Origin of the sequence: Citrobacter sp. wls708, assembly GCF_005281255.1 — a bacterium.
Lineage (GTDB): Bacteria > Pseudomonadota > Gammaproteobacteria > Enterobacterales > Enterobacteriaceae > Citrobacter > Citrobacter werkmanii.
This window is the reverse complement of the sequence record NZ_SZXE01000035.1, coordinates 25,444-44,202: the sequence shown is the minus strand read 5'-3', so window position 1 is coordinate 44,202 and position 18,759 is coordinate 25,444. Positions and strand designations below refer to the sequence as shown.

The 18,759-nt window shown below is 50.3% G+C and carries 31 protein-coding genes; 6 read left to right on the top strand and 25 right to left on the bottom strand.

The annotated features are described in order from the left end of the window. Nucleotides 1-201 precede the first annotated feature (201 nt). The gene (locus FDW97_RS19535) at nt 202-756 is read left to right on the top strand and encodes a gamma carbonic anhydrase family protein (RefSeq protein WP_137351506.1); all 555 of its coding nucleotides are present in this window, start codon (nt 202-204) and stop codon (nt 754-756) included. On the opposite strand, the gene FDW97_RS19530 is transcribed toward FDW97_RS19535, so the two are convergent. Genes FDW97_RS19530 through dprA form a run of 6 tightly spaced genes read right to left on the bottom strand, consistent with a single transcriptional unit; the run spans nt 732 to nt 4,524 of the window. Beyond that, on the bottom strand, nt 732-989 hold the full coding sequence (locus FDW97_RS19530; RefSeq protein WP_038634625.1) for a DUF1488 domain-containing protein: 258 nt from the start codon (nt 987-989) through the stop codon (nt 732-734). The two genes, FDW97_RS19535 and FDW97_RS19530, sit on opposite strands and share 25 nt — an antisense overlap. Further along, nucleotides 986-1,807 carry a shikimate dehydrogenase gene (aroE, locus tag FDW97_RS19525; protein WP_137351505.1) on the bottom strand — a complete coding sequence of 274 codons (822 nt, stop codon included), beginning with the start codon at nt 1,805-1,807 and terminating at the stop codon, nt 986-988. The genes FDW97_RS19530 and aroE overlap by 4 nt, the downstream gene beginning before the upstream one ends. A gap of 1 nt (nt 1,808) precedes the next feature. Next, nucleotides 1,809-2,381, bottom strand: coding sequence for an L-threonylcarbamoyladenylate synthase type 1 TsaC (gene tsaC, locus FDW97_RS19520; protein ID WP_137351504.1), 573 nt, complete (start codon nt 2,379-2,381; stop codon nt 1,809-1,811). Nucleotides 2,382-2,385: 4 nt separating this feature from the next. Beyond that, a complete protein-coding gene (locus FDW97_RS19515; RefSeq protein ID WP_069325294.1) occupies nt 2,386-2,928 on the bottom strand; it encodes a type I DNA topoisomerase in 543 nt (180 codons plus the stop codon). A gap of 26 nt (nt 2,929-2,954) precedes the next feature. After that, nucleotides 2,955-3,428: a DUF494 family protein Smg gene (gene smg, locus FDW97_RS19510; protein ID WP_038634635.1), complete on the bottom strand. Its 474-nt coding sequence runs from the start codon at nt 3,426-3,428 to the stop codon at nt 2,955-2,957. Then, nucleotides 3,400-4,524 carry a DNA-protecting protein DprA gene (gene dprA / locus FDW97_RS19505; protein ID WP_085049666.1) on the bottom strand — a complete coding sequence of 375 codons (1,125 nt, stop codon included), beginning with the start codon at nt 4,522-4,524 and terminating at the stop codon, nt 3,400-3,402. The genes smg and dprA overlap by 29 nt, the downstream gene beginning before the upstream one ends. A 129-nt stretch (nt 4,525-4,653) precedes the next feature. Here dprA and def point away from each other — a divergent pair, with 129 nt between their 5' ends. The 5 genes from def to mscL all read left to right on the top strand — a co-directional run bounded on the left by def (nt 4,654) and on the right by mscL (nt 9,419). Then, nucleotides 4,654-5,163, top strand: a complete 510-nt coding sequence (def, locus tag FDW97_RS19500; protein ID WP_038634641.1) for a peptide deformylase — start codon at nt 4,654-4,656, stop codon at nt 5,161-5,163. A 14-nt stretch (nt 5,164-5,177) separates the two neighbouring features. Then, nucleotides 5,178-6,125, top strand: a complete 948-nt coding sequence (gene fmt / locus FDW97_RS19495) for a methionyl-tRNA formyltransferase (protein ID WP_121529618.1) — start codon at nt 5,178-5,180, stop codon at nt 6,123-6,125. A 51-nt stretch (nt 6,126-6,176) separates the two neighbouring features. Further along, nucleotides 6,177-7,466 (top strand): 16S rRNA (cytosine(967)-C(5))-methyltransferase RsmB, encoded by a 1,290-nt coding sequence (rsmB, locus tag FDW97_RS19490; RefSeq protein WP_137351503.1) that lies wholly within the window; start codon nt 6,177-6,179, stop codon nt 7,464-7,466. Nucleotides 7,467-7,487: 21 nt separating this feature from the next. Beyond that, nucleotides 7,488-8,864, top strand: coding sequence for a Trk system potassium transporter TrkA (trkA, locus tag FDW97_RS19485; RefSeq protein WP_006687350.1), 1,377 nt, complete (start codon nt 7,488-7,490; stop codon nt 8,862-8,864). Between the two features lie 141 nt (nt 8,865-9,005). After that, entirely contained in the window at nt 9,006-9,419 is a 414-nt protein-coding gene (mscL, locus tag FDW97_RS19480) for a large-conductance mechanosensitive channel protein MscL (RefSeq protein WP_003031152.1), read from the top strand. On the opposite strand, the gene FDW97_RS19475 is transcribed toward mscL, so the two are convergent. The 19 genes from FDW97_RS19475 to rplX all read right to left on the bottom strand — a co-directional run bounded on the left by FDW97_RS19475 (nt 9,416) and on the right by rplX (nt 18,751). Then, a complete protein-coding gene (locus tag FDW97_RS19475) occupies nt 9,416-9,634 on the bottom strand; it encodes an alternative ribosome-rescue factor A (protein WP_137351502.1) in 219 nt (72 codons plus the stop codon). The two genes, mscL and FDW97_RS19475, sit on opposite strands and share 4 nt — an antisense overlap. A gap of 59 nt (nt 9,635-9,693) precedes the next feature. After that, nucleotides 9,694-10,119, bottom strand: a complete 426-nt coding sequence (gene zntR / locus FDW97_RS19470) for a Zn(2+)-responsive transcriptional regulator (protein ID WP_038634659.1) — start codon at nt 10,117-10,119, stop codon at nt 9,694-9,696. Nucleotides 10,120-10,129: 10 nt separating this feature from the next. Next, a complete protein-coding gene (locus FDW97_RS19465) occupies nt 10,130-10,498 on the bottom strand; it encodes a DUF1992 domain-containing protein (protein ID WP_038634662.1) in 369 nt (122 codons plus the stop codon). A 105-nt stretch (nt 10,499-10,603) separates the two neighbouring features. Beyond that, nucleotides 10,604-10,987 (bottom strand): 50S ribosomal protein L17, encoded by a 384-nt coding sequence (gene rplQ, locus FDW97_RS19460; RefSeq protein WP_001216370.1) that lies wholly within the window; start codon nt 10,985-10,987, stop codon nt 10,604-10,606. A gap of 40 nt (nt 10,988-11,027) precedes the next feature. Further along, complete coding sequence (rpoA, locus tag FDW97_RS19455) at nt 11,028-12,017, bottom strand: DNA-directed RNA polymerase subunit alpha (protein WP_003031139.1); 990 nt, start codon at nt 12,015-12,017, stop codon at nt 11,028-11,030. Between the two features lie 25 nt (nt 12,018-12,042). Then, complete coding sequence (gene rpsD, locus FDW97_RS19450; protein WP_003031138.1) at nt 12,043-12,663, bottom strand: 30S ribosomal protein S4; 621 nt, start codon at nt 12,661-12,663, stop codon at nt 12,043-12,045. Nucleotides 12,664-12,696: 33 nt separating this feature from the next. Continuing rightward, on the bottom strand, nt 12,697-13,086 hold the full coding sequence (gene rpsK, locus FDW97_RS19445) for a 30S ribosomal protein S11 (protein WP_003031137.1): 390 nt from the start codon (nt 13,084-13,086) through the stop codon (nt 12,697-12,699). Between the two features lie 16 nt (nt 13,087-13,102). Continuing rightward, nucleotides 13,103-13,459 carry a 30S ribosomal protein S13 gene (rpsM, locus tag FDW97_RS19440; protein WP_003031135.1) on the bottom strand — a complete coding sequence of 119 codons (357 nt, stop codon included), beginning with the start codon at nt 13,457-13,459 and terminating at the stop codon, nt 13,103-13,105. Between the two features lie 146 nt (nt 13,460-13,605). Beyond that, on the bottom strand, nt 13,606-13,722 hold the full coding sequence (rpmJ, locus tag FDW97_RS19435; RefSeq protein WP_000868187.1) for a 50S ribosomal protein L36: 117 nt from the start codon (nt 13,720-13,722) through the stop codon (nt 13,606-13,608). Nucleotides 13,723-13,752: 30 nt separating this feature from the next. Beyond that, a complete protein-coding gene (gene secY, locus FDW97_RS19430) occupies nt 13,753-15,084 on the bottom strand; it encodes a preprotein translocase subunit SecY (RefSeq protein ID WP_001118864.1) in 1,332 nt (443 codons plus the stop codon). Nucleotides 15,085-15,091: 7 nt separating this feature from the next. Further along, entirely contained in the window at nt 15,092-15,526 is a 435-nt protein-coding gene (gene rplO / locus FDW97_RS19425) for a 50S ribosomal protein L15 (protein ID WP_001238917.1), read from the bottom strand. A 3-nt stretch (nt 15,527-15,529) separates the two neighbouring features. Next, entirely contained in the window at nt 15,530-15,709 is a 180-nt protein-coding gene (gene rpmD / locus FDW97_RS19420) for a 50S ribosomal protein L30 (protein ID WP_001140434.1), read from the bottom strand. A gap of 3 nt (nt 15,710-15,712) precedes the next feature. Beyond that, nucleotides 15,713-16,216, bottom strand: coding sequence for a 30S ribosomal protein S5 (gene rpsE / locus FDW97_RS19415; protein ID WP_003031131.1), 504 nt, complete (start codon nt 16,214-16,216; stop codon nt 15,713-15,715). 14 nt (nt 16,217-16,230) lie between these two features. Further along, on the bottom strand, nt 16,231-16,584 hold the full coding sequence (rplR, locus tag FDW97_RS19410; protein WP_000358956.1) for a 50S ribosomal protein L18: 354 nt from the start codon (nt 16,582-16,584) through the stop codon (nt 16,231-16,233). Between the two features lie 9 nt (nt 16,585-16,593). Further along, nucleotides 16,594-17,127 carry a 50S ribosomal protein L6 gene (gene rplF, locus FDW97_RS19405; RefSeq protein WP_006687355.1) on the bottom strand — a complete coding sequence of 178 codons (534 nt, stop codon included), beginning with the start codon at nt 17,125-17,127 and terminating at the stop codon, nt 16,594-16,596. A 12-nt stretch (nt 17,128-17,139) separates the two neighbouring features. Then, nucleotides 17,140-17,532, bottom strand: coding sequence for a 30S ribosomal protein S8 (rpsH, locus tag FDW97_RS19400; RefSeq protein WP_003031127.1), 393 nt, complete (start codon nt 17,530-17,532; stop codon nt 17,140-17,142). Between the two features lie 30 nt (nt 17,533-17,562). Then, nucleotides 17,563-17,868 carry a 30S ribosomal protein S14 gene (rpsN, locus tag FDW97_RS19395; protein WP_003031125.1) on the bottom strand — a complete coding sequence of 102 codons (306 nt, stop codon included), beginning with the start codon at nt 17,866-17,868 and terminating at the stop codon, nt 17,563-17,565. 14 nt (nt 17,869-17,882) lie between these two features. Then, a complete protein-coding gene (rplE, locus tag FDW97_RS19390; RefSeq protein ID WP_003031123.1) occupies nt 17,883-18,422 on the bottom strand; it encodes a 50S ribosomal protein L5 in 540 nt (179 codons plus the stop codon). A 14-nt stretch (nt 18,423-18,436) separates the two neighbouring features. Next, complete coding sequence (gene rplX / locus FDW97_RS19385) at nt 18,437-18,751, bottom strand: 50S ribosomal protein L24 (protein ID WP_004106345.1); 315 nt, start codon at nt 18,749-18,751, stop codon at nt 18,437-18,439. Nucleotides 18,752-18,759 lie beyond the last annotated feature (8 nt).

The following is an 18,759-nucleotide window of genomic DNA, read 5'->3' as shown; positions in this document are numbered from 1 at the left end:
GCCGTGTCGATGGAGGCGCATTATAGGGATCCCATTTTTTAGCACAAGTGTTTTTTGGATCTTTTTTGCTGAATGCTTGTTTTTCACCCCTTTCGCTATATTCCTGCGCAATTTGGCTGATTTTTGATAGATAAATCACTTGCACAGTCTCGATAATCCAACCAAAGTCTTCATTACCGCTCTATTTTCGCTGAGGTAAACATGTCTGATGTACTGCGCCCTTATAAGGATCTTTTCCCACAGATCGGAAAACGCGTGATGATCGACACCAGTAGTGTCGTCATTGGCGATGCTCGTTTGGCTGATGATGTCGGAATTTGGCCACTGGTCGCGATCCGTGGCGACGTGAACTACGTGCAAATCGGTGCGCGTACAAACATTCAGGACGGCAGCGTTCTACATGTCACACATAAATCTACATCCAATCCGCAGGGTAATCCGCTGATCGTAGGTGAAGATGTCACAGTTGGTCATAAAGTCATGCTGCACGGTTGTACCATTGGTAACCGCGTATTAGTCGGCATGGGATCGATTCTGTTGGACGGTGTCGTTGTTGAAGACGACGTTATGATTGGGGCGGGAAGCCTGGTTCCGCAAAACAAACGCCTGCAGAGTGGATATCTGTACCTGGGAAGCCCGGTTAAGCAGATTCGTCCATTAAGCGATGAAGAGAAAGCAGGCTTGCAATACTCAGCTAACAACTATGTTAAGTGGAAAGATGAGTATTTAAGTCAGAGTAACCACACCCAACCCTGAGCGTCTTCCTGCTGGTCCTGGATCAATGCTTCGGCCTCTTCTTCCAGGTCCCAGCGATGTAATCGAAAGGTTTCCAGCCACTGTTCAGGCGTGTCGCCGCCAAAGCGGGACGCCAACATCTTTCCCGATATGGCACATGTTAACTGCATACCATGAACCATTGCAGGGAAAACAATGGCATTTACATCCGTCCGCCATTCTTCTCGATCGGGAAACTGGATCGCCTGATTCATGCCGACAATTCCTGTCGCATGCTTTTAATGACCGGCTCAATCTGGGGTAAAACACCATGCCAGAGTAAAACAGCATGTGCAGCTTGCCCCACCAGCATCCCCAGACCATCGGCATACTGTTTCGCCCCATGCTTTTCACACCAGGAAAGGAACGGCGTATTCCCTTTCTGATAAAACATGTCGTAGCAGTAGACGGAGGGATGGATAAGAGATGCAGGAATAGACGGGACCTCACCGCTAATACCGCTGGACGTCGCGTTAATAATCAGATCAAAGCTGTGATTATCAAGTTCGTCCATTCCCACCGCCTGCACGCTACCGGTATGAGAGAAGAGCTGTGCCAATTCTTCAGCGCGGTAGGCCGTACGATTAACAATGGTTACCGCACAATCCATAGAAAGAAGAGGTAGCAATACCCCACGGGATGCACCACCCGCACCAATCAGCAGAATTCGCGATCCGGGACGAATGAAAGATAAACGCTCAAGATCGCTTAATAAACCGATACCATCCGTGTTATCTCCCAGCAAACGTCCATCCTCCAGCCGTTTAAGGGTGTTAACTGCTCCAGCTAGCGATGCCCGCTCTGTTAATTCATCGGCACGCGCAAACGCCTCTTCTTTAAAAGGAACGGTGACATTTGCCCCCTTACCACCCTCAGCAAAAAAGGCGTTCAGCGAATTCACAAAGTCATTGATCGGCGCCAGTACACGTCCATAGGAGTAATCAATCTTCAGTTGCTCTGCAAATTGCTGATGGATAAAAGGCGATTTACTGTGCGCTATCGGATTACCAAAAACAGCATAGGCTTCTTTCATATTACCCCTGTCGAAACTGTTCACCCGTCAGTGCATCACGGATCTCCGAAGGATTCAATCGCCCTCCGGTCTCTCCTTCAACAACGGGAAAGTCTGTACCGAACTGCGCGCGGACTTCCTCTACCGTTCGGCAAGGCGGTAAGCCACTCAAATTAGCACTGGTGGAAACTATAGGTTTGCCATAAGCCTGGCACAGTGCAACCACCAGCGGATGATCGGTGACACGCACGGCCAGCGAATCAAAACGACCGGTCAACCAACGAGGTGTAGTCGCAAGCGCCGGGAAAACAAAGGTGACGGGACCAGGCCAGCGAGCGAAGATAGCCTCACGTTGAGTATCAGTAAGCGAGCTATCGTCAATATAGGGCTTAAGTTGCTCAAAGTTGGCCGCAATCAAAATTAAGCCTTTCTCGACCGGACGTTGTTTTAATTCCAACAAACGACTTACTGCCGTTTCGCTGTCGGGATCGCAGCCGACACCAAATACAGCTTCTGTTGGATAGGCGATGACTTTCTCTTGGTTCAGTACCTCTATTGCAGCAGCGATAGGGCCTGTGGGCAGGTTATTATTCACTTTTTTATTCCGCCGAAATCGGCTTTCCACATTGTTTACTGGCACAGAAATGCTTCACACCCTGCGCGGTTTTCTTTTCGATGAGTAGCGGATAATGGCACTCTGGACATTCTCCAGCTAACGGTTTGAAGTTAATAACAAACTGGCACTCCGGATAGCGATCGCAGGAGTAAAAAGTTTTGCCATAACGGGAACGCCGCTGGACCAGGTGACCGGTCTGGCATTGAGGACAGACTATTGCTGTTTCATCAGGCTTGTCGATAAGCTCGGTGTGCTCGCATGCAGGATAGTCACTGCATCCGATAAACATACCGAATCGCCCCTGTCGCAATACCAACTCAGCGCCACATGCAGGGCAAAACTTACCCTCCAGAACTTTGACAATATGCCCGTCTGCAGATGATTTCAGCGGACGGATATAATCGCATTCTGGATAGTGTGAACAACCGAGAAACGGGCCGTGTTTCCCGGAGCGAATAACCAGTTCAGCCCCGCATTGTGGGCAGGGCTCGTTTTTACGCACCGTAAACAGTGCTGATTTAGCCATAACAACTCATACTGAATGAAGATTGATTAATGCAGCATACCTTCATTCACTTCAAAGAGTAATTCTTCCATTTGCTGATAGGCATTTTCACAACCTGGAATGTTGAATAGCACCATCAGGATCACCCACTTCAGGTCTTCCAGATCAAACTCTGCCGTATCCAGCGCGAGTACGCGCTCAATTACCATTTCTCGCGTTTCGAGGTTTAGCACCTGAATCTGCTCCAGGAATAGCAAGAATCCGCGACAACTCGCATCCAGCCGTTCACATTCTTCTGCAGTATAAATACGCAGAGAAAGAGGATCAGATGCTAGCTGCATAGGTTCGGCAAGGCCATCCTGATAATCAGCAAGCTTTTCCAGCCACAGTAACGCGTTGTAGATGTCTTCACGATCAAAACCAGCGTCGGTAAGATCCCGTTCCAGTTTGTCCTGATCCACTCGCAGCTCAGCTTCGTTATGGATATATGTCTCAAACAAATACATTAGTACGTCGAACATGGCATGCCCTCCTCAATCGGACATAGCCGCCGGGTACAGCTGCGATCCATCCTGCTAACTCCAGTTCGAGTAGTTGAGCCACTACCTCTGGCACAGGTTGGCCGGCACGTTCAGCGACGACGTCAACAGGTGTTACCTCATCTCCTACGTTAGCCAGGAGCTCAGGAAATGGCAATGCCACCTCTTCGTGATCTGGCGAATAAATTGATTTTTCAGGTTCATCTGGCAACCATTGCAGCCCATATTGCAAATTTTCCAGAATTTCCTCTGGTGCGGTCACAAGCGTGGCTCCCTGCTGAATAAGCCAATGTGGGCCTTCACTTCCCGGACTCCCAATCGGCCCAGGCAAAGCAAAAACCTCCCTCCCCTGCTCCAGCGCACAGCGTGCCGTGACCAATGAACCGCTACGTTGCGCGGCCTCAACGACCAGGACACCTTTACTTAGACCACTGATAATGCGATTTCGTCGGGGAAAATTGCGCGGCAGCGGGAGCGTATCTAATGGGAACTCAGACACCAATGCGCCTCCGGAATCGATCAGACGTTCGGCGAGACGGACATGCTGTCGTGGATGAATGGTCTCAAGCCCATTTCCCAGCACCGCAATACTCGTGCCTTGTCGGTTTATCGCCGCATGATGCGCCACGCCATCAATCCCTCGGGCCAGCCCACTGGTTATCGTCACCCCAAACGCGGCAAGCTTTTCGCAAAATAATCGCCCCCAACGTTCGCCATACCATGAATGCTGGCGACTACCGACGACGGCCACCTGAAATGAATGCAGGCATGCGGGAGTACCGGCAACGAAAAGCACCCCAGGGTAATCTTCAATCGCGCGCAGCTGGGACGGATAATGCTCGCTGTCGGCAACCACTAAATGGTGATTCGGCTGCTCCAACCAGCGCAGCGTTTTTTCCAGTGACTGCTCTGAAAAGGTTAAAAAGCGCATTGCCTGGCGGGAAGATAATCCTGCGTGCTGGAGGATCGTGTTGTTAATACAAGGTTGGGCATTGAGCCAGTGGGCAAGGCGCACCATCTCATCACCATACAGTTCATTCACTTGCGCTAAACGTAGCCAAATTTCAATTTGGGTCATCCCTGTTCCCCTGCCACAAGCAGTCCTGGCAATCTTTGCGATTGGTCACTGATGCTGTCAATCAGAGGGGGTTTTGTCTAGAATAGAGGTAATAATCTTTTCAACTCCTGAACACAACTCTGGATAACTATGTCAGTTTTGCAAGTGTTACATATTCCGGACGAGCGCCTTCGCAAAGTCGCAAAACCGGTTGAAGAAGTGAATGCAGAAATTCAGCGTATCGTTGATGATATGTTCGAAACGATGTACGCAGAAGAGGGTATCGGTCTGGCGGCAACACAGGTCGACATCCATCAGCGCATCATTGTTATTGATGTCTCTGAAAATCGCGACGAGCAGTTGGTTTTAATCAACCCAGAGCTGCTGGAGAAAGATGGCGAAACCGGCATTGAAGAAGGTTGCCTGTCTATCCCCGAACAGCGTGCGTTAGTACCACGCGCTGAGAAAGTAAAAATTCGTGCACTCAATCGCGACGGTAAATCTTTTGAACTGGAAGCCGATGGCCTGCTCGCTATCTGCATTCAGCATGAAATGGATCACCTGGTCGGTAAACTGTTTATCGATTATCTGTCTCCGTTGAAGCAACAACGTATTCGTCAGAAAGTTGAAAAACTCGACCGCCTGAACGCCCGAGCTTAAGGACAAGAATCAACGTGTCAGACTCACTACGTATTATTTTTGCGGGTACACCTGACTTTGCAGCGCGTCACCTTGACGCGCTGTTGTCTTCTGGACATAACGTCGTTGGCGTGTTTACCCAACCGGACCGCCCTGCGGGACGCGGTAAAAAGCTGATGCCCAGCCCGGTAAAAGTGTTGGCAGAAGAAAAAGGGATACCGGTTTTCCAGCCCGTCTCTCTTCGCCCTCAGGAAAACCAACAGTTGGTTGCTGATTTACACGCAGACGTGATGGTGGTAGTGGCATATGGACTGATTCTGCCAAAAGCCGTGCTGGAAATGCCGCGCCTGGGTTGTATCAACGTTCACGGTTCCCTGCTTCCACGCTGGCGTGGCGCAGCACCGATTCAACGTTCACTGTGGGCTGGCGATAGCGAAACGGGCGTTACCATCATGCAAATGGATGTTGGTCTCGACACCGGTGATATGTTGCTTAAGCTCTCCTGCCCGATTACGGCAGAAGATACCAGCGGTTCTTTATACGACAAGCTGGCGGACCTGGGGCCTCAGGGGCTGATTGAAACGCTAAAACAGTTGGCTGCTGGCACGATAAAACCCGTGGTACAAGATGAATCACTGGTTACGCATGCAGAGAAACTCAGTAAAGAAGAGGCCCGTATCGACTGGTCACTTTCGGCCGCTCAGTTGGAGCGCTGCATACGCGCCTTTAACCCGTGGCCAATGAGCTATATCGTCATCGACGAGCAACCAGTAAAAATTTGGCAGGCGACGGTTATCGATACGCCCGCTAACGCTGAACCAGGCACAATTCTGGAAGCGAACCGTCAGGGTATCCAGGTTGCAACAAGCGACGGCATCCTGAATCTCGTCTCTTTGCAGCCTGCCGGCAAAAAAGCCATGAGTGCGCAGGATCTGCTTAATTCGCGCCGGGAGTGGTTTGTACCCGGAAACCGTCTGGCCTGACGGTTCATCTCTTTAAGCCCGGTGTGACCGGGCATTTTTATTTTTGCACTTATGAAAAAACATCTTAATTTACGCAGTATGGCGGCCCAGGCCGTCGAGCAGGTTGTCGAAAAGGGGCAATCATTAAGCAATGTGCTGCCCGCCATGCAGCAAAAAGTTGCCGATAAAGATAAAGCGCTGTTGCAAGAGCTTTGCTTCGGCGTATTGCGCACACTCTCGCAACTGGAGTGGATGATCCAGCAACTGATGGAACGTCCGATGACGGGCAAACAGCGTACCGTTCACTACCTGATCATGGTGGGCTTCTACCAACTGCTGCATACCCGTATCCCACCCCATGCTGCGCTGGCCGAAACCGTAGAAGGCGCGGTGGTGATTAAGCGTCCGCAGTTGAAAGGGCTGATCAATGGTGTATTACGCCAGTTCCAGCGCCGTCAGGAAGAACTACTGACCGAGTTCGCACAAAGCGATCTACGTTTCTTACACCCCTCCTGGCTGGTAAAACGTATTAAAGCCGCTTATCCACAGCAATGGGAAGCCATCCTTGAGGCTAATAACCAACGCCCGCCAATGTGGCTCCGTGTTAATCGCAACCACCATACGCGCGACGCCTGGCTGGAACTACTCGCCGAAGCAGGATTGACCGGTTTCCCTCATCCGGATTACCCGGATGCGGTCCGTCTGGAAACACCAGCCCCCGTGCTCGCCCTGCCAGGTTTTGAGCAAGGTTGGGTCACCGTTCAGGATGCCTCTGCCCAGGGTTGCGTCAGCTATCTGCAGCCACAAAACGGAGAGCAGATCCTTGATTTATGTTGCGCTCCCGGCGGCAAGACCACTCACATTCTGGAGGTCGCGCCAGATGCGAACGTGATGGCAGTCGATGTCGACGATAAACGCCTGTCTCGCGTGTATGACAACCTGAAACGCCTGGGTATGAAAGCAACCGTGAAGCAGGGTGATGGTCGCTATCCGCAGCAGTGGTGCGGTGAGCAACAGTTTGACCGTATTTTGCTGGACGCTCCATGTTCTGCCACTGGTGTGATCCGTCGCCATCCGGATATCAAATGGTTGCGTCGCGATCGTGATATTGCCGAACTCGCTCAGTTGCAGGCCGAGATTCTCAACGCGACCTGGACACACCTTAAGCCGGGCGGCACGCTGGTCTATGCAACCTGTTCTATTCTGCCAGAAGAAAACCAACAGCAGATCGCCGCGTTCCTTGCACGCACACCGGATGCGATGTTAAGCGAAACCGGTACGCCAGAGCAGCCGGGACGTCAGAATTTACCGGGTGCAGAAGATGGCGATGGCTTCTTTTACGCTAAGCTAATCAAAAAGTGATGAGATAACGGGTCGCGACTGATGAAAATTATCATTCTTGGCGCAGGGCAAGTTGGCGGTACGCTGGCTGAAAACCTGGTCGGAGAGAACAACGATATCACGGTAGTCGATACCAATGGTGAGCGCCTGCGCAGCTTGCAGGACAAGTTTGATCTCCGCGTCGTGCAAGGACATGGTTCACATCCCCGTGTATTGCGTGAAGCTGGTGCCGACGATGCCGATATGCTGGTTGCCGTAACCAGCTCAGATGAAACAAATATGGTTGCCTGCCAGGTAGCTTATTCCCTGTTTAATACGCCTAACCGTATCGCCCGTATTCGTTCACCGGATTACGTTCGCGATGCAGACAAGCTATTTCAATCCGATGCCGTCCCTATCGATCATCTGATTGCGCCTGAGCAACTGGTTATCGATAGCATTTATCGCCTGATTGAATATCCGGGCGCATTGCAGGTCGTGAATTTTGCCGAGGGCAAAGTCAGTCTGGCGGTCGTGAAAGCTTATTACGGCGGACCGCTAATCGGTAATGCGTTGTCGACAATGCGCGATCACATGCCGCATATCGATACCCGCGTTGCGGCGATATTCCGTCATGACAGGCCAATTCGCCCGCAGGGTTCTACCATCGTTGAAGCGGGTGATGAAGTCTTCTTTATCGCGGCATCACAGCACATTCGCGCCGTCATGAGCGAGCTACAGCGTCTGGAAAAGCCGTACAAACGCATTATGTTAGTCGGTGGCGGTAATATCGGTGCAGGGCTCGCGCGGCGTCTGGAAAAAGATTACAGCGTCAAACTGATCGAGCGTAATCAGCAGCGCGCATCGGAGCTTGCAGAGAAACTGCAAAATACGATCGTCTTTTTTGGCGATGCTTCGGATCAAGAGCTTCTGGCGGAAGAACACATCGATCAGGTTGATCTGTTCATCGCGGTGACCAATGACGATGAAGCTAACATCATGTCGGCGATGCTGGCTAAACGAATGGGCGCCAAGAAAGTGATGGTGCTGATCCAACGCAGAGCGTACGTCGATCTGGTGCAGGGCAGCGTGATCGATATTGCGATTTCACCGCAGCAGGCGACCATCTCCGCACTCCTGAGCCATGTTCGTAAAGCTGATATTGTTGGTGTTTCATCACTACGCCGCGGCGTAGCGGAAGCCATTGAAGCCGTCGCACACGGTGATGAGACAACATCACGGGTAGTAGGTCGCTCGATTGATGAAATTAAACTTCCGCCCGGCACCATTATTGGCGCTGTTGTACGGGGTAATGATGTGATGATTGCCAATGACAACCTGCGTATTGAACAAGGCGATCACGTTATTATGTTCCTGACAGATAAAAAGTTTATTACCGACGTCGAGCGCTTATTCCAGCCAAGCCCCTTCTTCCTGTAATAATTTAGGCGCTAATATAGCGCCTTTTTTATTTCCCTTTATTTATCAGGGCCTAATAATTTTTCCTTTCCGCAATACATAAATGGAAATTGCCTAAACATTTGTTAAACTTATAAACGTCAGCTGCATAGGGAGAATAAAATGAGCATTATTAAAGAGTTTCGCGAATTCGCGATGCGCGGGAATGTTGTCGATTTGGCAGTGGGTGTCATTATTGGTGCGGCATTCGGTAAGATCGTTTCATCACTGGTTGCCGATATCATCATGCCGCCACTGGGGTTGCTAATTGGTGGGATTGATTTTAAACAGTTTGCATTAACGTTACGTGATGCGCAGGGAGACATCCCGGCGGTGGTCATGCATTACGGCGTATTCATTCAGAATGTCTTCGATTTCATTATTGTTGCGTTTGCTATCTTTATGGCAATCAAACTGATCAATAAATTGAATCGTAAAAAAGCTGAAGAGCCAGCGGCACCCCCAGCACCATCTAAAGAAGAAGTATTACTAAGTGAAATTCGTGACCTGCTGAAAGAACAGAATAATCGCTCTTAAGCGTTCACTGAAACAAAAAGGCCAGTGGTAAAAAAGTGCTTCACTTTCTTGCCACTGGCCTCCCAGTTTCCCCGATTGCCATGTTTACCTTTACGTAGATAACTTCCTTTTCCTTTCTTATTTTTCTCAACGCGCTGCCTGAACAGTGGATCATGCAGAAGCGCCTCAATGGCGTTGTCCTTTATCTGTCCTTTGGTATGCTGATAATGGCTCATACTCTCTCCAGTTTGTGGGGTAATTTACGCCAGGAGTGTAGACCTGACCGTGCAAAAAATCAACGGTCTGATAGTGTTCCGCTGGCGCCTTGTTCAAGTGCTTCAAGAATAGAACAGTATACACTGCTGTGTGCTTTACCACAGCACGCATCATTTAATCGCTGTAACGATCGTTGCATCGCCTGAAGCTCCGCTATGCGCGCTTCGACCTCTTGTAATCTTTCCTGAACTATCCCTTTTGATTCCTGGCAGGTATGGTGCTCTGGATCTATGCGGATCGAAAGCAGTTCGCGAATCGACTCCAGTGTAAAACCAAGCTGACGGGCATAACGAATAAACTTAAGACGCTGAAGATCACTTTCCGTGTAGAGGCGAAACCCGCCTTCGGTACGTACTTCATGTTCCATCATCTGCTGCTTTTCATAGTAACGGATAGTATCCGGCGTCACGTCAGCCAGCTTCGCTAATTCACCAATTCGGTACATGCTCTCTCCGCTATTTGTCGTTGATCTTCTGTAGCAGCTTATCTGCGTATTCACCGTGTAAAAACTCGGTGCTAAGCCCAGCCTGTCGAAGTTTTAGCTCCAGTAGCGACAACCGTCGACTGACTTCCTGATAACTGGGATCATCTTTGCGGATCCCCGCGAGTATTTCAAGCAGTTGGATCGCCTCTCTGCGCTGCTCAAGCTCAGGTGGAAGGCAGCCTGCATTTTTTAATAAACGGTATCCGGCCCGGAGTTCAGGCGGAATATGGGAATCATCGTCAAGAGTAAGCGGTTCGCCTGTACCAGGTAAATCATCAAACTCGCCTTTAGACTGTGCAGCAATAATATGGCGCTCCGCCCACTGGTCCAGTAACCACATATGACGCTCCAGGGGATGAACAAAAAGAGTACAGATATTGTAGATAAGTGGGGATATGGCGGATAAAAAACCCCGCCGAGGCGGGTTTTTTTACGTTACTACAGATTACTCTGCAGCAGCTTCTGTTTTCTCTGAACGATCAACCAGCTCGATGTATGCCATCGGCGCGTTGTCGCCTGCACGGAAACCACACTTCAGAATGCGAGTGTAACCACCGGCGCGGCTCGCGAAACGCGGGCCCAGTTCGTTAAACAGTTTTGCCACGATCTCGTTATCACGAGTACGGGCGAATGCCAGACGACGATTAGCTACGCTATCAGTCTTGGCAAGAGTAATCAGCGGCTCAACTACGCGACGCAGCTCTTTCGCTTTCGGCAGAGTCGTCTTGATGATTTCATGACGAACCAGTGAACCTGCCATATTGCGGAACATAGCCTGGCGATGGCTGCTGTTGCGGTTCAGTTGACGACCACTCTTACGATGGCGCATGACCTTATCCTTCTCAGTAAAACCTTAACCTGTGATCCGGTTACTCGTCAGCGATGCTTGCCGGTGGCCAGTTTTCCAGGCGCATGCCCAGAGACAGTCCACGGGAAGCCAGCACGTCTTTAATCTCAGTAAGAGATTTTTTACCAAGGTTAGGCGTCTTAAGAAGCTCAACCTCAGTACGCTGTACCAGATCACCGATATAGTGGATAGCTTCTGCTTTGAGGCAGTTAGCAGAGCGGACAGTCAATTCCAGATCGTCAACAGGGCGCAGCAGGATCGGATCGAATTCTGGTTTCTCTTCTTTAACTTCCGGCTGACGTACATCACGTAAGTCAACAAAAGCTTCCAGTTGTTCAGCCAGAATGGTTGCCGCACGACGAATCGCCTCTTCAGGATCGATTGTGCCGTTGGTTTCCATTTCGATGACCAGCTTGTCCAGGTCGGTACGCTGTTCTACACGCGCTGCTTCAACATTGTAGGCAATACGCTCTACAGGGCTGTAGCATGCGTCGACCAGCAGACGGCCGATTGGGCGCTCATCTTCTTCCGAATGAATTCGGGTAGAAGCCGGCACATAACCACGACCGCGCTGAACTTTGATGCGCATACTAATAGATGCGTTCTCATCGGTCAGGTGGCAGATCACGTGCTGTGGCTTGACGATTTCGACATCACCATCATGGGTAATGTCGGCTGCAGTCACAGGGCCAATGCCAGATTTATTCAAGGTAAGAATAACGTCATCTTTACCCTGAACTCTCACCGCCAGCCCTTTCAGGTTGAGCAGGATTTCCAGGATATCTTCCTGAACGCCTTCTTTGGTGCTGTACTCATGTAGTACACCATCAATCTCAACCTCGGTCACCGCGCAACCCGGCATCGATGAGAGCAGAATACGGCGCAGTGCGTTACCCAAAGTATGGCCAAAGCCACGCTCTAAAGGCTCAAGGGTCACCTTGGCGTGCGTCGAACTCACTTGCTCGATATCTACCAGGCGCGGTTTTAGAAACTCTGTCACAGAACCCTGCATTGTGTCCTCTCTTTGGTACTAAGCTTTACTTGGAGTAAAGCTCGACGATCAGGTGTTCGTTAATGTCCGCAGACAGATCAGAACGCTCCGGCTTACGCTTGAACGTACCTTCCATCTTGCCAGCATCAACTTCCAGCCAGGTTGGCTTTTCACGCTGCTCAGCCAGCTCCAGAGCGGCTTTCACGCGAGACTGCTTCTTCGCTTTCTCACGAATGCTAACAACGTCATTCGGACTAACCTGATAAGAAGCGATGTTAACAACACGACCGTTTACCATAATTGCTTTATGGCTGACCAGCTGACGTGCTTCTGCACGAGTGGCACCGAAGCCCATACGGTATACAACGTTGTCCAGACGACCTTCCAGCAGACCCAACAGGTTTTCACCGGTGTTGCCTTTCAGACGTGCTGCTTCTTTGTAGTAGTTACGGAACTGACGCTCCAGCACACCATAGATACGGCGAACTTTTTGCTTTTCACGCAACTGCACACCATAGTCAGACAGACGCGGTTTACGCGCACCGTGCTGGCCAGGAGCTTGTTCAATTTTACACTTGGTATCGATCGCGCGAACGCCAGACTTAAGGAATAAGTCAGTGCCCTCACGACGGCTCAGCTTGAGCTTAGGACCCAAATATCTTGCCATTTTCTTTCTCCAACAATCCTAGAAACGACAGCGTTATACGCGACGTTTTTTCGGCGGACGACAACCGTTATGAGGGATCGGAGTCACATCAGTAATATTAGTGATGCGGAAACCAGCGGCGTTCAGAGCACGAACAGTAGATTCGCGACCTGGACCCGGTCCTTTGACCATAACTTCCAGATTCTTGATACCGTATTCTTTTACGGCTTCAGCGCAACGCTCTGCTGCAACCTGAGCTGCAAACGGAGTGGATTTGCGAGAACCACGGAAACCGGAACCACCGGCTGTTGCCCAACCCAGTGCGTTACCCTGACGATCAGTAATGGTAACGATGGTGTTGTTAAAAGAAGCATGGATATGAGCCACGCCGTCAGAGACTTGTTTTCTTACACGTTTACGTGCACGAATTGGTGCCTTTGCCATTATTCAATCACCCCGATTATTTCTTGATCGGTTTGCGCGGACCCTTACGGGTACGTGCGTTGGTCTTGGTACGCTGACCGCGAACCGGGAGACCACGACGATGACGCAAACCGCGATAGCAACCAAGGTCCATAAGGCGCTTGATGCTCATGCTAACTTCACGGCGCAGATCACCTTCAACGACAAATTTGGCAACTTCGTCACGCAGCGTGTCGATTTGTTCTTCAGACAGCTCACTGATCTTAACATCTTCAGCGATACCCGCTGCAGCCAGAATGGCTTTAGAACGGGTCTTGCCGACGCCGTAGATCGAAGTTAATGCGATCACAGCATGTTTCTGATCAGGAATGTTAATGCCTGCTATACGGGCCACTATGCACTCCTACTATTTAATATGTACGCACCATGCTGAAAAGCCCGTTTTCAGGATACTCAAATGGAAACGCACAGACATACAAAAGATTGGCTGGCTAATCTAGCCAGCTCAACCCAACTTTGCAAGAAAAATATGCGAATAAATCAGCCTTGGCGCTGTTTATGCTTCGGCTCGGCACTGCAAATCACACGGATGACACCATCACGCTTAACGATTTTGCAGTTACGGCATAATTTCTTGACGGAAGCACGAACTTTCATTTTTACTCTCCGTAACTTCTCGGGCGACTGTTAACGGCCGTAGCCTTTCAGATTCGCCTTCTTCAATGCAGACTCGTACTGACTTGACATCATCAGAGTTTGCACTTGAGCCATAAAGTCCATAATCACGACAACAACGATAAGCAGTGAGGTCCCACCAAAGTAGAACGGTACTTTCATTGCATCACGCATGAACTCCGGGATCAGGCAGATAAAGGTAATGTAGAGCGCACCAACCAAAGTCAGGCGGGTCATTACTTTATCGATATACTTCGCCGTTTGCTCTCCCGGACGAATTCCTGGTACAAATGCACCGGACTTCTTCAGGTTATCTGCTGTTTCACGCGGGTTGAAAACCAACGCCGTGTAGAAGAAACAGAAGAATATGATTGCAGACGCATAGAGTAACACATAAAGCGGTTGCCCAGGCTGCAAATACAGCGAAATTGTTGTCAGCCAGTTCCAACCAGTCCCGCCCCCGAACCATGACGCGATGGTCGCCGGGAACAGAATAATACTGGAAGCGAAGATTGCCGGGATTACCCCCGCCATATTCACTTTCAGCGGTAAATGTGTGCTCTGTGCAGCATAGACACGACGACCTTGCTGACGTTTCGCGTAGTTTACCACAATACGGCGTTGACCACGCTCAACAAATACAACAAAGAACGTCACTGCAAATACTAATACTGCAACCAACAGCAACACGAGGAAGTGCAGGTCGCCTTGACGCGCTTGCTCGATAGTATGGGCAATGGCTGGCGGGAGTCCCGCAACAATACCGGCGAAGATAATGATTGAGATACCGTTGCCGATACCACGTTCAGTAATCTGTTCGCCCAACCACATCAGGAACATAGTCCCTGTAACCAGACTTACAACAGCGGTGAAATAGAATGCAAAGCCTGGATTCATTACCAGGCCCTGCATACCAGGCATATTCGGCAGACCGGTAGCAATACCGATCGACTGGAATATCGCCAGCACCAGAGTACCGTAGCGGGTGTACTGGCTGATCTTACGACGACCAGACTCCCCTTCTTTCTTAATTTCTGCCAGCGTTGGATGAACCACCGTCAGCAGCTGGATAATGATCGACGCCGAAATATACGGCATGATCCCCAGAGCAAAGATAGAAGCACGGCTGAGAGCACCACCAGAGAACATGTTAAACATTTCAATGATGGTGCCTCGCTGTTGCTCAAGCAGTTTGGCAAGTACAGCGGCATCAATACCAGGGATCGGAATGAAAGAGCCAATACGGAACACAATAAGCGCACCGATTACAAACAGCAGTCTGCGTTTCAGCTCGCCTAAGCCACCTTTGGCACTTTGAAAATCTAATCCCGGTTGTTTAGCCATCTGCTACTTATTCCTCGATTTTACCGCCAGCAGCTTCGATAGCAGCACGAGCGCCTTTAGTAACACGCAGGCCACGAACAGTTACCGGAGTAGTGACTTCACCAGCCAGGATCACTTTCGCGAACTCGATCTGGATACCGATAATGTTAGCTGCTTTCAGCGTGTTCAGGTCTACAACACCGCCTTCAACTTTAGCCAGGTCAGACAGACGAACTTCGGCTGTAATCGCTGCTTTACGTGAAGTGAAGCCGAATTTCGGCAGACGACGGTACAGAGGCATCTGACCACCCTCGAAACCGCGACGTACGCCACCGCCAGAACGAGACTTCTGACCTTTGTGACCACGACCACCGGTTTTACCGAGGCCAGAACCGATACCACGACCCAGGCGTTTACCCGCCTTTTTGGAGCCTTCGGCCGGAGACAGAGTATTTAAACGCATCTCTTACTCCTCAACTTTAACCATGAAGGAAACCGCGTTGACCATACCACGAACTGCAGGAGTATCCTCGCGTTCTACGGTGTGACCAATACGACGCAGACCCAGGCCAAGCAGCGTTGCCTTGTGTTTCGGCAGACGACCGATTGCACTGCGGGTTTGAGTAATTTTAATAGTCTTTGCCATGGTTTATTTCCCCAGAATTTCTTCAACGGATTTACCACGCTTGGCAGCGACCATTTCCGGAGATTTCATATTTTCCAGACCGTCGATAGTTGCACGAACCACGTTAATCGGGTTAGTGGAACCATACGCTTTAGCCAGAACGTTACGAACTCCAGCGACTTCCAGAACGGCGCGCATTGCACCACCGGCGATGATACCGGTACCTTCGGAAGCCGGCTGCATGAATACACGAGAACCCGTGTGAGTACCCTTAACCGGGTGCTGCAGGGTGCCGTGGTTCAGCGCGACGTTAATCATATTGCGACGGGCTTTTTCCATCGCTTTCTGGATCGCTGCTGGAACTTCACGCGCTTTACCGTAACCAAAACCAACGCGACCGTTACCATCGCCAACTACAGTCAGAGCTGTGAAGGAGAAAATACGACCACCTTTAACGGTTTTAGATACGCGGTTTACCGCGATCAGCTTTTCCTGCAGTTCGCCAGCTTGTTTTTCGATGTGAGCCATCTTACACCTCTACCTTAGAACTGAAGGCCAGCTTCACGGGCAGCATCTGCCAGTGCCTGGACACGACCATGATATTGGAACCCGGAACGGTCAAAGGACACATCTTTGATGCCTTTTTCCAGAGCGCGTTCGGCGACAGCTTTACCCACAGCTGCTGCAGCGTCTTTGTTACCGGTGTACTTCAGTTGTTCAGCGATAGCTTTTTCTACAGTAGAAGCAGCTACCAGAACTTCAGAACCGTTCGGTGCAATTACCTGTGCGTAAATATGACGCGGGGTACGATGTACCACCAGGCGAGTTGCGCCCAGCTCTTTGAGCTTGCGGCGTGCGCGGGTCGCACGACGGATACGAGCAGATTTCTTATCCATAGTGTTACCTTACTTCTTCTTAGCCTCTTTGGTACGCACGACTTCGTCGGCGTAACGAACACCCTTGCCTTTGTAAGGCTCAGGACGACGGTAGGCGCGCAGATCTGCCGCAACCTGACCGATCAGCTGTTTATCAGCGCCTTTCAGCACGATTTCAGTCTGAGTCGGACATTCTGCAGTGATACCTGCCGGCAGCTGATGATCAACTGGATGAGAGAAACCTAAAGCCAGGTTTACTACATTCCCTTTGACCGCTGCACGATAACCTACACCAACCAGCTGCAGCTTCTTAGTGAAGCCTTCGGTAACACCGACAACCATTGCATTCAGCAGGGCACGCGCGGTACCAGCCTGAGCCCATCCATCTGCGTAACCATCACGCGGACCGAAGGTCAGTGCATTATCTGCATGATTTACTGCAACAGCATCGTTGAGAGTACGAGTCAGCTCGCCGTTTTTACCTTTGATCGTAATAACCTGACCGTTGATTTTTACATCAACGCCGGCAGGAATAACGACCGGTGCTTTAGCAACACGAGACATTTTTTCCTCCGATTAGGCTACGTAGCAGATAATTTCGCCACCAAGACCAGCCTGGCGCGCTGCACGATCAGTCATAACACCTTTAGAGGTAGAAACAACTGCGATACCCATGCCAGCCATAACCTTCGGCAGCTCGTCTTTACGCTTATAAATGCGCAGACCTGGGCGACTGACACGCTGAATGCTTTCTACAACAGCTTTACCCTGGAAATACTTAAGAGTAAGTTCCAGTTCCGGCTTGGTGTCGCCTTCAACTTTAAAATCTTCAATAAAACCTTCTTCCTTCAGCACGTTGGCAATTGCCACTTTCAGCTTGGAGGAAGGCATGGTGACCGCAGCTTTATTCGCGGCCTGACCGTTACGGATACGGGTCAGCATATCCGCGATCGGATCTTGCATGCTCATCTGTCTTTACTCCCGTGATTCAATTGGTAATTACCAGCTAGCCTTTTTCAAGCCTGGTACTTCACCGCGCATAGCGGCTTCACGCAGTTTGATACGGCTCAACCCGAACTTGCCCACATAGCCATGCGGACGACCTGTTTGACGGCAGCGGTTACGCTGACGGGACGGGCTGGAATCACGCGGCAGAGACTGCAGCTTCAGAACTGCGTTCCAACGATCTTCGTCGGTCGCGTTCACATCAGAGATAATAGCTTTCAGTTCAGCGCGTTTTGCGAAGTACTTATCAGCTAAAGCTACGCGCTTTACTTCGCGTGCTTTCATTGATTGCTTAGCCATTCAGTAACCCTACCTTACTTGCGGAACGGGAAGTCAAAGGCAGCCAGCAGAGCACGGCCTTCTTCGTCAGATTTCGCAGTAGTGGTAATGGTAATATCCAAACCACGCACGCGGTCGACTTTATCGTAGTCGATTTCTGGGAAGATGATCTGCTCACGGACACCCATGCTGTAGTTACCACGACCATCGAATGACTTAGCGGACAGGCCACGGAAGTCACGGATACGTGGAACAGCAATAGTGATCAGACGCTCAAAGAACTCCCACATGCGTTCGCCACGCAGAGTTACTTTACAGCCGATCGGATAGCCCTGACGGATTTTGAAGCCTGCAACTGATTTGCGTGCTTTGGTGATCAGCGGTTTTTGACCGGAGATTGCTGTCAGGTCAGCTGCTGCGTTATCCAGCAGTTTCTTGTCAGCGATCGCTTCACCAACACCCATGTTCAGGGTGATCTTCTCGACCCGAGGGACTTGCATGACAGAATTGTAGTTAAACTCAGTCATGAGTTTAGCGACTACTTCGTCTTTGTAGTAATCATGCAGTTTCGCCATCGTACTACTCCAAATTACTTGATAGTTTCGCTGTTAGATTTGAAGAAACGGACTTTTTTGCCGTCTTCGAATCTAAAGCCTACACGGTCAGCCTTGCCGGTTGCCGCGTTGAAGATTGCAACGTTAGAAACCTGAATAGCAGCTTCTTTTTCAACGATGCCGCCTGGTTGGTTCAGAGCCGGAACCGGCTTCTGGTGTTTCTTAACCAGGTTGATACCTTCAACAATGAGCTTGCCGGAAGACAAGACATTCTTAACTTTACCGCGTTTACCTTTATCTTTACCGGTTAACACGATAACTTCGTCATCACGACGGATCTTCGCTGCCATGATTCGCT

Excerpts from the sequence above, each read along its gene's own strand:
- FDW97_RS19535 (WP_137351506.1), top strand. The coding sequence starts at position 202 with ATGTCTGATGTACTGCGCCCTTATAAGGATCTTTTCCCACAGATCGGA.
- FDW97_RS19530 (WP_038634625.1), bottom strand. The coding sequence starts at position 989 with ATGAATCAGGCGATCCAGTTTCCCGATCGAGAAGAATGGCGGACGGAT.
- aroE (WP_137351505.1), bottom strand. The coding sequence starts at position 1,807 with ATGAAAGAAGCCTATGCTGTTTTTGGTAATCCGATAGCGCACAGTAAA.
- FDW97_RS19515 (WP_069325294.1), bottom strand. The coding sequence starts at position 2,928 with ATGGCTAAATCAGCACTGTTTACGGTGCGTAAAAACGAGCCCTGCCCA.
- smg (WP_038634635.1), bottom strand. The coding sequence starts at position 3,428 with ATGTTCGACGTACTAATGTATTTGTTTGAGACATATATCCATAACGAA.
- dprA (WP_085049666.1), bottom strand. The coding sequence starts at position 4,524 with ATGACCCAAATTGAAATTTGGCTACGTTTAGCGCAAGTGAATGAACTG.
- def (WP_038634641.1), top strand. The coding sequence starts at position 4,654 with ATGTCAGTTTTGCAAGTGTTACATATTCCGGACGAGCGCCTTCGCAAA.
- rsmB (WP_137351503.1), top strand. The coding sequence starts at position 6,177 with ATGAAAAAACATCTTAATTTACGCAGTATGGCGGCCCAGGCCGTCGAG.
- trkA (WP_006687350.1), top strand. The coding sequence starts at position 7,488 with ATGAAAATTATCATTCTTGGCGCAGGGCAAGTTGGCGGTACGCTGGCT.
- mscL (WP_003031152.1), top strand. The coding sequence starts at position 9,006 with ATGAGCATTATTAAAGAGTTTCGCGAATTCGCGATGCGCGGGAATGTT.
- FDW97_RS19475 (WP_137351502.1), bottom strand. The coding sequence starts at position 9,634 with ATGAGCCATTATCAGCATACCAAAGGACAGATAAAGGACAACGCCATT.
- zntR (WP_038634659.1), bottom strand. The coding sequence starts at position 10,119 with ATGTACCGAATTGGTGAATTAGCGAAGCTGGCTGACGTGACGCCGGAT.
- FDW97_RS19465 (WP_038634662.1), bottom strand. The coding sequence starts at position 10,498 with ATGTGGTTACTGGACCAGTGGGCGGAGCGCCATATTATTGCTGCACAG.
- rplQ (WP_001216370.1), bottom strand. The coding sequence starts at position 10,987 with ATGCGCCATCGTAAGAGTGGTCGTCAACTGAACCGCAACAGCAGCCAT.
- rpoA (WP_003031139.1), bottom strand. The coding sequence starts at position 12,017 with ATGCAGGGTTCTGTGACAGAGTTTCTAAAACCGCGCCTGGTAGATATC.
- rpsD (WP_003031138.1), bottom strand. The coding sequence starts at position 12,663 with ATGGCAAGATATTTGGGTCCTAAGCTCAAGCTGAGCCGTCGTGAGGGC.
- rpsK (WP_003031137.1), bottom strand. The coding sequence starts at position 13,086 with ATGGCAAAGGCACCAATTCGTGCACGTAAACGTGTAAGAAAACAAGTC.
- rpmJ (WP_000868187.1), bottom strand. The coding sequence starts at position 13,722 with ATGAAAGTTCGTGCTTCCGTCAAGAAATTATGCCGTAACTGCAAAATC.
- secY (WP_001118864.1), bottom strand. The coding sequence starts at position 15,084 with ATGGCTAAACAACCGGGATTAGATTTTCAAAGTGCCAAAGGTGGCTTA.
- rplO (WP_001238917.1), bottom strand. The coding sequence starts at position 15,526 with ATGCGTTTAAATACTCTGTCTCCGGCCGAAGGCTCCAAAAAGGCGGGT.
- rpmD (WP_001140434.1), bottom strand. The coding sequence starts at position 15,709 with ATGGCAAAGACTATTAAAATTACTCAAACCCGCAGTGCAATCGGTCGT.
- rpsE (WP_003031131.1), bottom strand. The coding sequence starts at position 16,216 with ATGGCTCACATCGAAAAACAAGCTGGCGAACTGCAGGAAAAGCTGATC.
- rplR (WP_000358956.1), bottom strand. The coding sequence starts at position 16,584 with ATGGATAAGAAATCTGCTCGTATCCGTCGTGCGACCCGCGCACGCCGC.
- rplF (WP_006687355.1), bottom strand. The coding sequence starts at position 17,127 with ATGTCTCGTGTTGCTAAAGCACCGGTCGTTATTCCTGCCGGCGTTGAT.
- rpsH (WP_003031127.1), bottom strand. The coding sequence starts at position 17,532 with ATGAGCATGCAAGATCCGATCGCGGATATGCTGACCCGTATCCGTAAC.
- rpsN (WP_003031125.1), bottom strand. The coding sequence starts at position 17,868 with ATGGCTAAGCAATCAATGAAAGCACGCGAAGTAAAGCGCGTAGCTTTA.
- rplE (WP_003031123.1), bottom strand. The coding sequence starts at position 18,422 with ATGGCGAAACTGCATGATTACTACAAAGACGAAGTAGTCGCTAAACTC.
- rplX (WP_004106345.1), bottom strand. The coding sequence starts at position 18,751 with ATGGCAGCGAAGATCCGTCGTGATGACGAAGTTATCGTGTTAACCGGT.